Source organism: Streptomyces griseoflavus, from assembly GCF_014649995.1.
GTDB lineage: Bacteria > Actinomycetota > Actinomycetes > Streptomycetales > Streptomycetaceae > Streptomyces > Streptomyces griseoflavus.
In genome coordinates this window covers 77403-91877 of record NZ_BMUC01000005.1, presented here as the reverse complement: position 1 = coordinate 91877, position 14475 = coordinate 77403, and the positions used below count along the sequence as shown (strand labels likewise).

Sequence of the window (14475 nt, the reverse complement as noted above, 5' to 3'; positions counted from 1 at the left end):
GGGGACCGCGGGCCGCCCGGAACACCGGTACGTGGGGGGCGACCCGCGCCCAGGGGCACGGCCCGTGGGGGGCGAGGAACCGTGCTCACCTTCCCTGCGGATGCCGGCCCCCTTCGTCTCCGCCGCCGCCTACACCGCCCCCGCACCGGTGAGGGAACGCACCTCGGTCTCGGCGTGCCGGGCCTCGTCGGGAATCTCGGCCGAGGTGACCGTGCCGAGCCAGCCCGCGAGGAAGCCCAGCGGGATGGAGACCAGCCCCGGGTTCTGCAGCGGGAAGAGCTGGAAGTCGACGCCCGGGAACAGGGATTCGGGGCTGCCGGACACCACGGGCGACAGCAGCACCAGCACCACGGCCGGGACCAGACCTCCGTAGACGGACCACACCGCGCCGCGCGTGGTGAAGCCGCGCCAGAACAGCGAGTACAGCAGCACCGGCAGGTTGGCCGAGGCGGCCACGGCGAAGGCGAGGCCCACGAGGAACGCCACGTTCAGGTCGCGGGCCAGGAGTCCGAGGGCGATCGCGAGCAGGCCGATGCCGACCGCGGCGACGCGGGCCACGGCCACCTCGCTGCGCGGCTTTCCGCGCCGGCGCCGCAGGGAGGCGTACAGGTCGTGCGCGACGGACGCGGACGAGGCGAGCGTGATGCCGGCGACCACCGCGAGGATCGTGGCGAAGGCGATCGCGGCGACGACCGCGAACAGGACCGTGCCGCCCGTGGTGCCGGCGCCACCGCCCAGGTCGAGCGCGAGCAGGGGCACCGCCGTGTTCCCGGACGCGTGGGAGGCGCGGACGGCGTCCGGTCCGATGAGGGCCGCGGCGCCGAAGCCGAGCACGATGGTCATCAGGTAGAAGCCGCCGATGAGTCCGATCGACCAGACCACCGAACGCCGTGCCGCCCGCGCGGTGGGCACCGTGTAGAAGCGGGACAGGATGTGCGGCAGCCCCGCCGTGCCGAGCACCAGGGCGAGGCCCAGGCTGATGAAGTCGAACCGTGCCGTCCAGTCCGCGCCGTAGGCGAGCCCGGGCGCCAGGAACGCGTCCCCGTGGCCGCTGCGTTCGGCCGCCGTCTGCAGCAGGAGGTTGAGGTCGCCGTGGAACCGCAGCAGGACCAGGACGGTCAGCGCGACGGTGCCGCCGAGCAGCAGGACCGCCTTGACGATCTGGATCCAGGTGGTGGCCCGCATGCCGCCCAGCGACACGTAGATCACCATGAGGACACCGACGCCGACGACCGTCCACGCCTGCGCCGCCTCGCCGGTGCCGCCGAGCAGCAGCGCGACCAGGCTGCCCGCGCCCACCATCTGCGCGACCAGGTACAGCACCGACACGGTGACCGAGGACGTTCCCGCCGCGATCCGCACCGGCCGCTCGCGCATGCGGGCGGCGACCACGTCGGCGAGGGTGAACCGGCCGCAGTTGCGCACCAGTTCGGCGACCAGGAACAGAACCACCAGCCAGGCCACGAGGAAGCCCACCGAGTAGAGCATCCCGTCGTAGCCGACGAGGCAGATGAGTCCGGAGATGCCGAGGAAGGAGGCCGCCGACATGTAGTCCCCCGCGAGGGCGAAACCGTTCTCCATGGGGGAGAACAGCCGGCCGCCCGCGTAGAACTCCTCGGCCGAGCCCTGCCGGTGGCGGCTCACCCAAGTCGTGATGGCCAGGGTGACCGCGACGAACAGTCCGAACAGCAGCAGCGCCATGGTCCGGTGATCGGCCGTCATGACGGGCCGCCCCGGCCCCGCGCCAGTTCCTGCGTGTCCCAGCGCAGTTCCAGCGCCGCGCGGTCCCTGCGCAACCGTGCGTGCCGCACGTAGGCCCAGGTGAGCAGGAAGGTGGTGAGGAACTGGCCGAGTCCCACCAGCATCCCGAGGTTCACCGCGCCCGCGACGGGCCGTGCCAGCAGGCCCGGCGAGGTCGTGGCGGTCACGACGTACGCCACGTACCAGGTGAAGAAGACCACGACCGCCGGGACCACGAACCGCCGGTACCTGTGGCGCACCTCCTGGAAGGCGGCGCTGCGCTGTACTTCGAGGTAGATGTCGGCGGCCGTCACGGTGGTGTCCCGCTCACCTCGCGCCGGCGGGACCCCCGCGTCGGGCGACTCGCCCCACCCCGAGGCCAGGGCGTCGTACCAGGGATCGTCGTAGGCGACGTCCCCCGAATTGCTTGGCTGCATGCCCAAGGATGGACAGAACGGGAAGATCCCTGACTCTTCTTCCCGTTCTGCTTCACCCCATCAGGTGACTGGACCGCGCACGCGCCCGGTGAAACCGCTAGGCGTCGATGCGGGAGCGGTCCAGCGTCGCCGCGGAGCTGGAGATGAACTCCTTGCGCGGCGCCACGTCGTTGCCCATGAGGAGGTCGAAGACCTGCTCGGCCGCTTCCAGGTCGGTGAGGTTGATCCGGCGCAGGGTGCGGTGACGCGGGTCCATCGTGGTCTCGGCCAGCTGGTCGGCGTCCATCTCGCCGAGGCCCTTGTAGCGCTGGATCGAGTCCTTGTAGCGGATGTTCCTGCTCTGGAACTCCATGAGCTTGTCGCGCAGTTCCCGGTCCGAGTACGTGTAGACGTACTTGTCCTGGCCCTTCTTGGGCTGGATCAGCTCGATGCGGTGCAGCGGCGGCACCGCGGCGAAGACCCGGCCGGCCTCGACCATGGGCCGCATGTAGCGGTGGAAGAGGGTCAGGAGCAGCGTGCGGATGTGGGAGCCGTCGACATCGGCGTCGGTCATCATGATGATCTTGCCGTAGCGGGCGGTGTCGATGTCGAAGGTCCGGCCCGAGCCGGCTCCTATGACCTGGATGATCGCACCGCACTCGGCGTTCTTCAGCATGTCCGTCACGGACGACTTCTGGACGTTGAGGATCTTCCCGCGGATCGGCAGGAGCGCCTGGAACTCCGAGTTGCGGGCGAGCTTCGCGGTGCCGAGGGCGGAGTCGCCCTCGACGATGAACAGCTCGCTGCGGTCCACGTCGTCGCTGCGGCAGTCGGCCAGCTTCGCGGGCAGCGACGAGGACTCCAGGGCCGTCTTGCGGCGCTGCGCGTCCTTGTGCTGGCGGGCCGCGATCCTCGTGCGGGCCGCGGCGACGGCCTTCTCCATGACGACGCGGGCCTGCTGGGCGGCGTCCCGCTTGGTGGAGGTCAGGAACGCCTTGAGTTCCCTGGAGATCACGGTGCTCACGATGCGGCGGGCCGCCGAGGTGCCGAGGACCTCCTTGGTCTGGCCCTCGAACTGCGGCTCGGCGAGGCGGACCGTGACCACCGCGGTGAGACCTTCGAGGGCGTCGTCCTTGACGATGTCGTCCTCGGCCACCCGCAGCATCTTCTTCGTGCGCAGCACCTCGTTCATCGTCCGGGCGACGGCCTGCTCGAAGCCCGCGACGTGGGTGCCGCCCTTGGGGGTGGCGATGATGTTGACGAAGGAGCGGAGCGTGGTGTCGTAGCCGGTTCCCCAGCGCATCGCGACGTCCACGCCGAGCTCGCGCGTGACCTCGGTGGGCGTCATCTGGCCGCGCTCGTCGAGGACGGGGACGGTCTCCTTGAAGGTGCCCTGCCCGGTGAAGCGGAGCGTGTCGCAGACGGGCCGGTCGGCGGCGAGGAACTCGCAGAACTCGCTGATGCCGCCGTCGAAGCGGAAGGATTCCTCGCCCTTGCTGCCGCCCTCGCCGAGTCCGTACTCGTCCCGGACCACGATGGTGAGGCCGGGCACCAGGAAAGCGGTCTGGCGGGCGCGCTGGTGCAGCGTCTCCAGGGCCAGCTTGGCGTCCTTGAGGAAGATCTGGCGGTCGGCCCAGTAGCGCACGCGGGTGCCGCTGCGGCTCTTGGGGATCTTCTTCGTCCTGCGCAGTCCGCTGCCGGGCTCGAACTTCGCGTCCGGGCCGACCGCGGCGAAGGCACCGGGGACACCGCGCCGGAAGCTGATCGCGTGGGTGTGCCCGCCGCGGTCCACCTCCACGTCCAGCCGTGCGGAGAGGGCGTTGACGACGGAGGCGCCGACGCCGTGCAGACCGCCGGAGGCGGCGTAGGAGCCGCCGCCGAACTTGCCGCCGGCGTGCAGCTTGGTCATGACGACCTCGACGCCGGAGAGGCCGGTCTTGGGCTCGACGTCGACCGGGATGCCCCGGCCGTTGTCCCGGACCTCCACCGAGCCGTCGTCGTGGAGGATCACCTCGATGTGGTCGCAGTAGCTTCCGAGGGCCTCGTCGACGGAGTTGTCGATGATCTCCCAGAGGCAGTGCATCAGACCACGGCTGTCGGTGGATCCGATGTACATACCGGGGCGCTTCCGCACGGCCTCGAGCCCTTCGAGGACGAGCAGGTGCCGCGCGGTGTAGTTGGAACCGTCCCGGTCTGCTCCTGCCAGCAGCGCTGTGGACGGCACGGACGTCTCGGCGGTCACGCGGTTCGCTCCTCGCTGAATTTCAGATGGGGCCCTCATGGGTAAGGGCGCGGCCTGGGTCACCGGTGAGAGGGTACCGATGCCTGGTAGAGCCGTTGTAACGCCACCCTCGTCCCGGTCCCACCCTAGTCCAGGGTCGTATGCCTGTTCGATCCCTCGATGGAGTGAAGCACACATCACGTTCCCTTCGAGGCATGAACCATTTAGGCTCCGGGCACGTCCTCATGAACAACCGGCAAGCCAGCCGGGAGGGCCGACCACCGATCCGAACGCGAATCCGTACGACACACAGACACGCACTACGGCACATTCGCCGCCAACCGGCAGCAGCCGACCGCCTCGGAAAAGAATTTTCGAGGAAAAGCCACGAGCGGGAACGTTTTGGGCCTGGTTGGATGTTGACCCTGGTACGACAGCTCGTCGAGCTAGAGAAGAGGCGACGTGACTACTGTTCTGACCCCCGCGAGCCCCCTGACGGCCGCCGATCGCTGCGACCGCTGCGGCGCCCAGGCATACCTGCGCGTCGTCCTGCTGAGCGGCGGAGAACTGCTCTTCTGCGCCCACCACGGCCGCAAGTTCGAGCCGGAACTCAAGAAGATCGCCGCTGAGATACAGGACGAGACGGAGCGGCTGACCGCTCCGGCGAGCACTCCCGACGAAGAGCGCTGACACCTCGCGTCCGACGACGAGCTAACTGGCACAGGCCGGCGAACGGGCGACCGCCTCCGCTTCGGAGAGTGGTCGCCCGTCTCGTGTTCCCGCCGCGCTCCAGGCCGCTCAGGGCCCGTCCAGGGCCCTGCCGCCCGCCTTCTGGCCCTGCGGCCACCCAAGGGTGTGCAGGACGTCGGAGACGCGCGTGTAGACGCCGGGGCTGCCCACCCAGCCGCAGCCGGCCCCCCAGGACACGAGCCCTATCAGCCGCCCCTCCGCCACCAGCGGTCCGCCGCTGTCCCCCTGGCAGGCGTCGCGGCCCCCCGCCACCTCTCCCGCGCACAGCATCGTCTCGGCGCGGTAGGTGCCCTCGGCACCGCCCGGATACGCGCGCTCGCACCGCGCGTCCGGCTGTACGCGCACACGGGCCGCGTGCAGACGCCCGGTGTAGCCGCCGGAGCCCGTGGTGTCCCCCCAGCCGTAGACCGTGGCCGGCGTACCGGCGCGGTAGGCGGGGTCTCCCGCCCCGGCCATGCCTATGACCGAGCTCGCCGGCAGCGGCTCGGCCAGGCTGAGCACGGCGAAGTCGCCGGAGTTGGTGGCGCCGTCGTAGCGGGGGTTCACCCAGGTGTCGCGTACGGCGATCTCCTGGCCGCTCTCCGCGAGCAGCTCCGCGCGTCCCGTGATCACTCTGAGGTCGGGCACCCGCTCCGGCGGTGCTCCCAGCACTTCCTCGTCCATGCAGTGGGCCGCGGTGAGCACGGTGGTCCGGCCGACCGCCACTCCCCCGCAGAACTGCCCCGCCCGCGTACCCCCGAACCGGTCACGGCTGGACAGCGCCACCGTCCAGGGGCTTTCCGCTATGTCGACAGGGAGGCCGCCGACGACGCTGCTGTCGGCGGCCGCCGGAACGGCCGAGGCCAGCGGTATGAAGGTCCCCACGGCCGCGAGGGCCAGCGGCCGGGCCAGGGCCCGAGCAAGACGACGTCGCATGCGCGCTCCTCACACTGGGGTGATCCTGAAGCACCCAGAGTGATCGACCGCACGGGGGAGCGCACCCGCGCGACAGCGCCGAGGCCCGGCTCCCGAGAACGGGAGCCGGGCCTCGGCGGACGTACGCGACGGCGGAGCGCCGTGGCGGTGGTGCCTAGTCGAGGTAGTCGCGCAGCACCTGGGAACGCGAGGGGTGGCGCAGCTTCGACATGGTCTTGGACTCGATCTGGCGGATGCGCTCGCGGGTGACCCCGTACACCTTGCCGATCTCGTCGAGGGTCTTCGGCTGACCGTCGGTGAGGCCGAAGCGCATGGAGACGACGCCCGCCTCGCGCTCGGACAGGGTGTCGAGGACCGAGTGCAGCTGCTCCTGCAGCAGCGTGAAGCTGACCGCGTCGGCCGGGACGACCGCCTCGGAGTCCTCGATGAGGTCACCGAACTCGCTGTCGCCGTCCTCGCCCAGCGGGGTGTGCAGGGAGATGGGCTCACGGCCGTACTTCTGGACCTCGATGACCTTCTCGGGGGTCATGTCGAGTTCCTTGGCCAGCTCCTCCGGGGTGGGCTCGCGGCCCAGGTCCTGGAGCATCTGGCGCTGCACGCGCGCGAGCTTGTTGATGACCTCGACCATGTGCACCGGGATACGGATGGTGCGGGCCTGGTCGGCCATCGCGCGGGTGATCGCCTGGCGGATCCACCAGGTCGCGTACGTGGAGAACTTGTAGCCCTTGGTGTAGTCGAACTTCTCCACGGCACGGATCAGACCCAGGTTGCCCTCCTGGATGAGGTCCAGGAAGAGCATGCCGCGGCCGGTGTAGCGCTTGGCCAGGGAGACCACCAGGCGGAGGTTGGCCTCCAGCAGGTGGTTCTTGGCGCGGCGGCCGTCCTCGGCGATGATCTCCAGCTCGCGCTTGAGCTTCGGCGCCAGCTTGTCGGCGTTCGCCAGCTTGTCCTCGGCGAACAGGCCCGCCTCGATGCGCTTGGCGAGCTCGACCTCCTGCTCGGCGTTGAGCAGGGGGACCTTGCCGATCTGCTTGAGGTAGTCCTTGACCGGGTCGGCGGTGGCACCGGCGGCGGCGACCTGCTGGGCCGGCGCGTCGTCCTCGTCCTCGTCGGAGAGCACGAAACCGGCGTTCTCGGCGCCCTCGGGCTCGTCCGCCGCCTTGGTCTCCTCGATGACCTCGTCGTCGGCCGGCGCGTCGTCGTCCTTCTTCGCCGTGGTCTTCTTCGCGGCCGTCTTCTTGGCCGTGGTCTTCTTCGCGGCCGTCTTCTTGGCCGTGGTCTTCTTCGCGACCGCCTTCTTGGCGGGCGCCTCCTCCTCCGCCTCTGCGGCGGGGTCGGCGGCGGGCGCCGCCGGTGCGGCGGTGGCGGCCTTGCGGGTGGTCGTCGTCTTGGCCGCGACCGTCTTGGTGGCGGTGCGCTTGGCGGGACTCTTCGCTGCGACGCTCTTGCGGGTGCGCTTGGGCTCTGCGGCACTGACCATCAGCGTCACACCCTCTTCCTCGAGGATCTGATTGAGGCTGCGCAGTACGTTCTTCCACTGAGTGGCCGGAATCTGGTCAGCTTCGAAGGCCCGACGCACGTCATCGCCGGCGATCTGCCCCTCAGCCTTTCCCCGCTCAATGAGAGCCATGACAGAGACGGACTCGGCGATCTCCGGCGGGAGCGTACGGGATGTGCTGGCCGACACGAACAACCTCTCGGAACGTTGATAAACGGCTTCCGGCCTCGTCCACAGCGGACAGGGGCCGACCACCGGCTCGGGGACGGGCCGACGGCGCGGGCGGGGGCCGGGAGGATGCACAGCGCCATGTCTGGCGTCCGTATTCCCTCCGCGGCTGTCACCTCTTAGGTCATCGCGTTCTCCACGGGAGCGTTACGCCCAATCCGCGTGGCCCGAGTCACACCCCGTACGCAATCAAAAACGAGCACACAAGGACAAACGTGTTCACCCGGGGGCGAGGGGGGTCCACGGGGGTCGGGCGCCTGTCCTTCTCGCCGTCGGACCCAGGGGGATCGGTCGACGATCCCCCTGGGTCCGACGCGGGGGACGGCGACCGGTGGGACGCTTGCCACAGGAGGGGGATGGCATGCCGCACCGCGCCGTCCGCGGAAACGCGGTCAGTGCTCGCGGGGAGCGGGCACGACGCGTTCCACCTCGGGGTGGACGGTGAGGAGCTGCCGCATGGCCGCCTCTGCCGCGGCGCCGTCACCGCCGGCGAGGGCGTCGAGGATCCGGGCGTGGTGCGCCAGCGAGGCCTCGTTCGGCCGCTCACAGCCCGTGACCGGGCTGCCCGAGACCTGGAGGGCGGCGGACACGATCCCGGAGAGGTGCTCCAGCATCCGGTTGCCCCCGACCTGGATGAGCAGGGAGTGGAACTCCGCGTCGGCGCGGGCGAACGTGAGCCCGTCCCCCTGCCCCAGCGCGTGCCCCATGATCTCCACCATGTCGGACAGTCGCTGCTGGACGTCCTCCCGCCCGTGGCCGGCCGCGAGGCGCGCGGCGAGCGGCTCGATGGTCCAGCGCAGCTCGCTGAGCTCGCGGCGCTGATCGTCCCGCTGGGGCCCGTAGGCCCGCCATTCGATGATGTCGGGATCGAGGAGGTTCCAGTCGCTGACGGGGCGCACGCGCGTGCCGACGTTCGGCCGGGCGCTGACCAGGCCCTTGGCCTCCAGGACACGGAGCGACTCACGGACGACGGTGCGGGAGACCTCGAAACGCTGGCCGATCTCCTCGGGGACCAGCGGGCGGTCGGCGCCGAGGTCTCCGGAAACGATCATCTGTCCCAGTTGCTGGACGAGTTGGCCGTGTAGCCCTCGCCCGCGGCTGCCCGCGGCGCGGCGGCTCACACGGCCGAGCTCCGGGTCCGCGCCGTCCCAGACGGGGGCCCCGACGCGGTCGGCGGCGGCGGCCTCGCCGTACGGGTAGCGGTCGAGTTCGCCCGGGGTCGCGAGGCCGGAGTCGGCGGAGCGGGCGGCGGTCATCATGGTGTGCGCAAGGGTACTCACGCATCTTTTGTCGGCGTCGCTTCCAACTCCCTTGAGGTCTTTGGTGAAAAGCACACGAAAGGGTGATCGCTCACCCCGTCGCACTTGACGCCTTATCGGAAAGAAACGCGCTCCCGGTGGGAAGTTGTGAACAGAGACGGCCCGATGTGTTCGTGGACGGTCGTCATCGGACCCTGCTCCGCAGACCGGTGAGCAGATACGCGCAGAGCAGTACGGCCAGCGACAACGTCAGGGCACCGCCCACAGGTTGGGCGACCAGCCGCAGCACGGCGTCCAGATGACGCTCGCCCCCGAACGGCCACCGCAGCGGCAGCCCTTCGCGCAGCCGCTCGGAGAGCGGGGCGGGGGTGCGTCCCGACGGCCCGGCCGGCACGTTGCGCACGAGAGGGACGACGAGGAGGGGGACAGCGACGACCGCGGCCACTCCGGCGGTGGTGGACCGGAAGACGCCGGCGGCCAGCACGCCGGCGCAGGCACACCCCGTCACCAGGGCGAGCCAACCCGCGCTCAGCGGGAGCCAGTCGGCGGGAACCTCCACGAGTTCCGGTCCGTAGACGAGGTAGAGCACCTCGGCGTCGCAGCCGACGGTCAGGACGGCCAGCACCAGCGCGGTGGCCGAGGCGACGAGGAGTTTCGCGGTCAGCAGCCCCAGCCTGCGGGGCACGGTGCCGCGGTCCGCCGCCAGCGCGGGGTGGCGGAACTCGTCGCCGAAGGCCAGCGCGCCGAGCAGCCCCGCGCCGAGGGCCGCGGGCGGCAGCGGCAACTCGGCAGGCCAGGCGGCCAGCAGGCGCGGCTGCGGGGTGTGCCCGACGCGCGCGAGCAGCACGGCCGTGAGGGCGGACACGACGAGCACGCCGGCCGCGACGAGGAACCCCGTGCCGATCCCGGTGGCACGGCGGATCTCGTAGCGGACGGGGCGGAGCGGCCGGGGTGCGGGACGGATCGAGATGGGGGGCGGCAGGCCGTCCCCGGCGGGCAGCGCCCGGTCTCCGCGGGGCGGGCGGCCGGCCCGCCGCCATCCGCGCCGGGGTTCCTCGGCGCCGGTCTCCTCCGGGGGGTTGTGGTCGCCGGGCACGGGTGTGAGGGACGCGACGGCGGCCGGCTCGGCGGGGGTGGGCCGCGGGTCGTCCGCGGCGGTCTCCGCGCCGCCGCCGGCCCGTTCGGCCGTCCCGGCGCCTGGTCCCATGTCGCCGATCTCGTCCGCCAGTTGGTGCACGACGATGCCGTTGCGGAACGCCGTCTCGCCGATGTGCGCGCAGGTACTGCCGTAGACGCACAGGCGGTTGCCGCCCTCCCGGACGACCTCGACGGACCGCCGGGCGGAGCGCGCCTCCTGCGCGAGCAGCGCGGACAGGCGCGCGGCGTGCGGGCTGCGGACGGCGACGCGAGGGCGCAGCCGGGTGCGGGCGAACTCGCGGACCTCCTGGTCGGCGACGACCTTTCCGCCGTCCAGGGTGACCACGTGGTCCGCGGTCCGCGCGGCCTCCTTCGGGTCCGTCGTCGTGCACAGCACGGTGCCCCCGTGGTCCGCGTGTGCCCGGAGCACGCCGTGCAGCCAGCGCCCCTCCCCGGCGGACAGCCCTCGCGCGGGGTCGTCCAGCACGAGTGTGTGCGGGTCCGGCAGCAGCGCGCAGGCGAGCCCCAGGCGGCGGTCGAGGCCGCGGGACAGGGTGCCGAGGCGTTCGTCGCGCAGGCTCACCAGCCCCACCGCTTCGAGGACTTCGTCGGCGCGGCTCCCCGGCAGGCCCGAAGCGGCGCAGAGCATGCGCAGATGGCCGCGTACGGTGCGCGCGGGGTGCCCCGGCACGTCGCCCAGCAGTACGCCGACCTCGTGCGCGGGGTGGGGGATGCGGTGCAGGGGCCGGCCTCTGAAGTGCGTGACGCCACGGCCGCGTTGGAGTTCGAGCATGAGCCGCAGCACCGCCGTCTTGCCGGCTCCCGGTGCTCCGAGCAGTGCGGTGACGCGGCCCGCGTGCGCCTCGAAGGAGACGTCGTCGACGGCGGGCGGAAGCTCTTTGCGGGGGCTGCTGGTCAGTCCGATGGCCTCGATCACCCGATGCAAGATAGCGTGTCATATAGGGTTTTTCGGGCATCGCGCGGCTCACCGCGGAAGGAGGAGTACGTGGTTCCCGGCCCGTTGGCCGCTCGGCCGGCCCCCGCCGCGCGACCGCGGGGAACTCCCGGCTCAGACCTCGGGGCGCAGCATCGGGGGGTTGAGCAGGGTGGCTCCGCCGGCCCGGAAGAGCTGGGCGGGGCGACCGCCCTGCCGGGTGGTGGTGCCGCCGGTGGGGACCAGGAAGCCGGGTGTGCCCGTCACCTTGCGGTGGAAGTTGCGCGGGTCGAGCGCCACGCCCCAGACCGCCTCGTAGACCCGGCGCAGCTCGCCGACGGTGAACTCGGGCGGGCAGAAGGCCGTCGCCAGCGAGGAGTACTCGATCTTGGAGCGGGCGCGCTCCACCCCGTCCGACAGGATCTGGGCGTGGTCGAAGGCGAGCGGCGCCACCGGCTCGCCGTCCCTGCCGTCACCCTGCCGCAACAGCTCTTCCACGGGCGCCCAGCGCGCGTTGCTGGCGTCACCGCCGGCCCGGGGCGCGGGCAGGTCGGGCGCCAGGGCGAGGTGTGCCACGCTGACGACGCGCATCCGGGGGTCGCGCTCGGGATCGCCGTAGGTGGCGAGCTGTTCCAGATGGGCGCCGTTGTCCTGGGCGGGGGCGGCCGGGTCGTGCACGCTCAGTCCGGTTTCCTCGGCCAGCTCGCGGGCCGCCGCCTGCGCCAGGTCCTCGTCGGCCCGCACGAAACCGCCGGGGAGGGCCCATCGTCCCTGGAACGGCGATTCGCCCCTGCGTACCGCGAGCGCGCACAGGGAGTGCGTGCGCACGGTCAGCACGACCAGGTCCACGGTGACGGCGAAGGGCGGAAAGGCTGACGGGTCGTAGGGCATGCCGCGATCATAGTCGTCTGCCTGACGATAAACACTCCCTTCGCCGGTCGTATCGATGGCTGATCCACTTCGGTTCCGCCCGGCTCGCGCGACGGGCGGGCAGCCACCGCTCCCCCGCTTCCGGCCAGCCGGTGCCGCCACGCGACCGCAGGTCACACCCCGGCTCCGGTCGTTCGGCCGCTTCCTCGACCGCGGCAGGACCGTCCCACGCGGGAAGGGCCTCGCCGCTCTCGGGGCGATCACCGCCCCGCTCCGGGCGATCACCGCCGGCCGCGCCAAGCACCCGGCTGCCCGCCGTCGCCCACGCCTCCGCCCCGCTCCGGTCCCTGACCGGGGCCGGCCTGGCGGTCACGTCCGGCCCGCCGCCCGCCGGCCACGGCCCGCCCCGCGCAGGGACGGGCGCGGCATCCCCGCGAACCGGGCACGGTCGGCCGCCACGGGTCCGGGCCGGTTCCGGGAACGGAACCCGCCACGCCGTCCCGTACACGCCGTCGCCGGTCGGGTCCACGCCCGGCGCACTCCCTCCTCCGTGCCGCGCCCGGCCCCGTCATCACGACCGAGGGCAGCCCGACGTCCACCTCACTCCTCACGGGACATGGCCCCCGGGCCTCACTCCTTCCCGTCACTGCCCCGACGGCCGGTCCGGGCTTCACCGGACCGCGTCCCACGCGTGTCCTCGCCGACGGGGCGCGCGCCGCCCGCCGCGCCCCCGCCGGGATGTGTGCTGCCGGCCGGCACGCGTGGGCGCGGGAGCCGCCCGCTCGGCCGGCTGCCCTCCGCGCGCTTCCGCCGGAGTGAACCGCCGCCGGTTCCGGAGCCGCGTGCGCGGTGACGGCGGGTCAGGGGTGGTGTGCCGGGGCCGGGAACCGCGGGCCGGGGGGTGCGGGATTCGTGATCGTCCCCGGGGTCGGGGTCGGGGCCGGGGTCCGGGTCCCGGTCCGTCGGCCCAGCCGGTTCCCCGGGCGCCCGCGGCCCGCGCTCCTCGCGTTCGGTGCGCAGGCAGCGGCGGACCGACTCCGGGTCGAGGCCCTCGTTGCACGCCTGGTGCAGCAGACGGGCGAAGAGGTAGTCGGGATCGGCGCCCAGGGCCATGGCGAACGCCTCCCGTGCCTCCAGCTCGTCACCGGTGGACCAGGCGACCCACCCGGCGAGTGCGAGGGGCGCCGCGGCGTGTTCGCCGTACGGTCCGACGCAGCGGCGGGCCAGGGCGCGCCACAGGCGCAGGGCCGGGCCCGCCTCGGCGCCCTCCATCCACTCCGCCGCGCGGTCCCGGGTCGTACGGTCCTGCAGGCCGAGGATCAGCGCGGCCGCCTCCTCGTGCCCGAGCAGGTCGTCGTCGCGCAGGTCGGCCGGGGCGGCACCGGATGCGGCTGGGGCGTCGGCGAGGCGGGCCATGATCCGCTCGGCCAGGGTCAGTGTCTCCCCGGCGACCTCGAGGCGGCCCGCGGCGTCGAGGATCCGGGGGACCAGCGCCATGCCGGCGGCGTCCAGCGCCTTCCGCTGTTCCGGCGCGGCGGCGTTCTGCCGGGGAAGGAACCTGGCCCGCAGTTCGCGCAGTGTGCCGCGGACCTGGAGCCCGGCGTAGGCCGCGGCGGCGGCCAGCACCGAGGTGCCGGGCAGCCCCGTCGGCGTCCCCTCGGCCGGGCAGCAGCCGTCGTCGTCACAGCAGTACGACCAGTAGCGGCCGTCCGAGACGCACAGGGCCTCCACCACCGGGATGTCCAGGGCACCGCACTCCAGGCGGAGGGCGCGGGCCAGCGGGGCCAGGCGCTCCTTGACCTGCCGGCCGGATTCGCCCGGACCGGGCTCCTGGCAGAGGAAGACGACCATCTGTTCCGGACGGGTGCCCCGGCGCTCACTGCCCGCCACCAGACCGTGGGTCAACTGGCGTGCGGCGGCGGGCCAGTCGTCCACGCTGCCGGGGATGCCGAGCCGGGCGCGGCCGCCGAACCGGCCACGGCCGTCCCGGTCGTGCAGGGCGACCAGGACGACGCTGTCCTCGGGGCGGTAGCCGAGGAGGTAGGGCAGGGCGTCGGCGAGTTCGGCGGGGGTGCGCAGGGTGACCTGTTGTGCGCCGCCGTGGCTGTCGTAGGCGGTGCGGGCGAGGTCGTCGGGGAACGGTGCGCTGCCTCGCGCGCCGCCGTCCGGGCGGGAGCCGGTTGATCCGGTGGGGCCCTCGGCCCGGTCCCCCGGCGGAAGGCCGGTGTGCTCGTGCCGGTCGTGCTCCGGGATGTCACTGTCTTCGGGGGATCCGGTCGCCCCGCTGTGGTTCGTCATGCCCAGACGATCTCGCAGATCTCCGCATTCCGGTTCTTCCTGTGGATAAGTCGCATCAGGGACATGCCACTGATGTCCCTCGGTACCGCTCACGTCCTCCGTACCGCTCATGTGGCTCGTGCCGCTCATGCCTCCCCTCCCCGGCCGGAGCGCGGGCGGGCGCCCGGTCCCACCGCGCGACGGGCCGGATGTCGGTGCCGTCCTGTTGT

Annotated in this window: 10 protein-coding genes; 1 reads left to right on the top strand and 9 read right to left on the bottom strand. The window is 72.4% G+C overall.

The genetic code is table 11. The features are described from left to right. Positions 1–129: 129 nt before the first annotated feature. The 3 genes from IE172_RS13330 to IE172_RS13320 all read right to left on the bottom strand — a co-directional run bounded on the left by IE172_RS13330 (position 130) and on the right by IE172_RS13320 (position 4398). Entirely contained in the window at positions 130–1722 is a 1593-nt protein-coding gene (locus IE172_RS13330; RefSeq protein WP_190097412.1) for a monocarboxylic acid transporter, read from the bottom strand. After that, entirely contained in the window at positions 1719–2177 is a 459-nt protein-coding gene (locus IE172_RS13325; RefSeq protein WP_190097411.1) for a DUF485 domain-containing protein, read from the bottom strand. Before IE172_RS13325 ends, IE172_RS13330 begins: the two co-directional genes overlap by 4 nt. A 97-nt stretch (positions 2178–2274) precedes the next feature. Continuing rightward, positions 2275–4398 carry a DNA gyrase/topoisomerase IV subunit B gene (locus tag IE172_RS13320; RefSeq protein WP_190097410.1) on the bottom strand — a complete coding sequence of 708 codons (2124 nt, stop codon included), beginning with the start codon at positions 4396–4398 and terminating at the stop codon, positions 2275–2277. A gap of 441 nt (positions 4399–4839) precedes the next feature. On the opposite strand from IE172_RS13320, the gene IE172_RS13315 reads away from it, so the two are divergent. Next, entirely contained in the window at positions 4840–5067 is a 228-nt protein-coding gene (locus IE172_RS13315) for a DUF7455 domain-containing protein (protein ID WP_189558042.1), read from the top strand. Positions 5068–5175: 108 nt separating this feature from the next. Here the strand turns inward: IE172_RS13315 and IE172_RS13310 are convergent, their stop codons facing one another. The 6 genes from IE172_RS13310 to IE172_RS13285 form a co-directional block, all read right to left on the bottom strand. Continuing rightward, a complete protein-coding gene (locus tag IE172_RS13310) occupies positions 5176–6042 on the bottom strand; it encodes a S1 family peptidase (RefSeq protein ID WP_190097409.1) in 867 nt (288 codons plus the stop codon). 154 nt (positions 6043–6196) lie between these two features. Next, positions 6197–7729 (bottom strand): RNA polymerase sigma factor, encoded by a 1533-nt coding sequence (locus IE172_RS13305; protein WP_190097408.1) that lies wholly within the window; start codon positions 7727–7729, stop codon positions 6197–6199. Positions 7730–8160: 431 nt separating this feature from the next. Further along, on the bottom strand, positions 8161–9048 hold the full coding sequence (locus IE172_RS13300) for a FadR/GntR family transcriptional regulator (protein ID WP_190097407.1): 888 nt from the start codon (positions 9046–9048) through the stop codon (positions 8161–8163). A gap of 163 nt (positions 9049–9211) precedes the next feature. Beyond that, positions 9212–11101: an ABC transporter ATP-binding protein gene (locus IE172_RS13295; protein WP_190097406.1), complete on the bottom strand. Its 1890-nt coding sequence runs from the start codon at positions 11099–11101 to the stop codon at positions 9212–9214. Positions 11102–11233: 132 nt separating this feature from the next. Continuing rightward, on the bottom strand, positions 11234–11989 hold the full coding sequence (locus IE172_RS13290; protein ID WP_190097405.1) for an NUDIX hydrolase: 756 nt from the start codon (positions 11987–11989) through the stop codon (positions 11234–11236). Positions 11990–12598: 609 nt separating this feature from the next. After that, positions 12599–14266, bottom strand: coding sequence for a DUF4192 domain-containing protein (locus tag IE172_RS13285; protein WP_190097404.1), 1668 nt, complete (start codon positions 14264–14266; stop codon positions 12599–12601). Between the last annotated feature and the right edge of the window lie 209 nt (positions 14267–14475).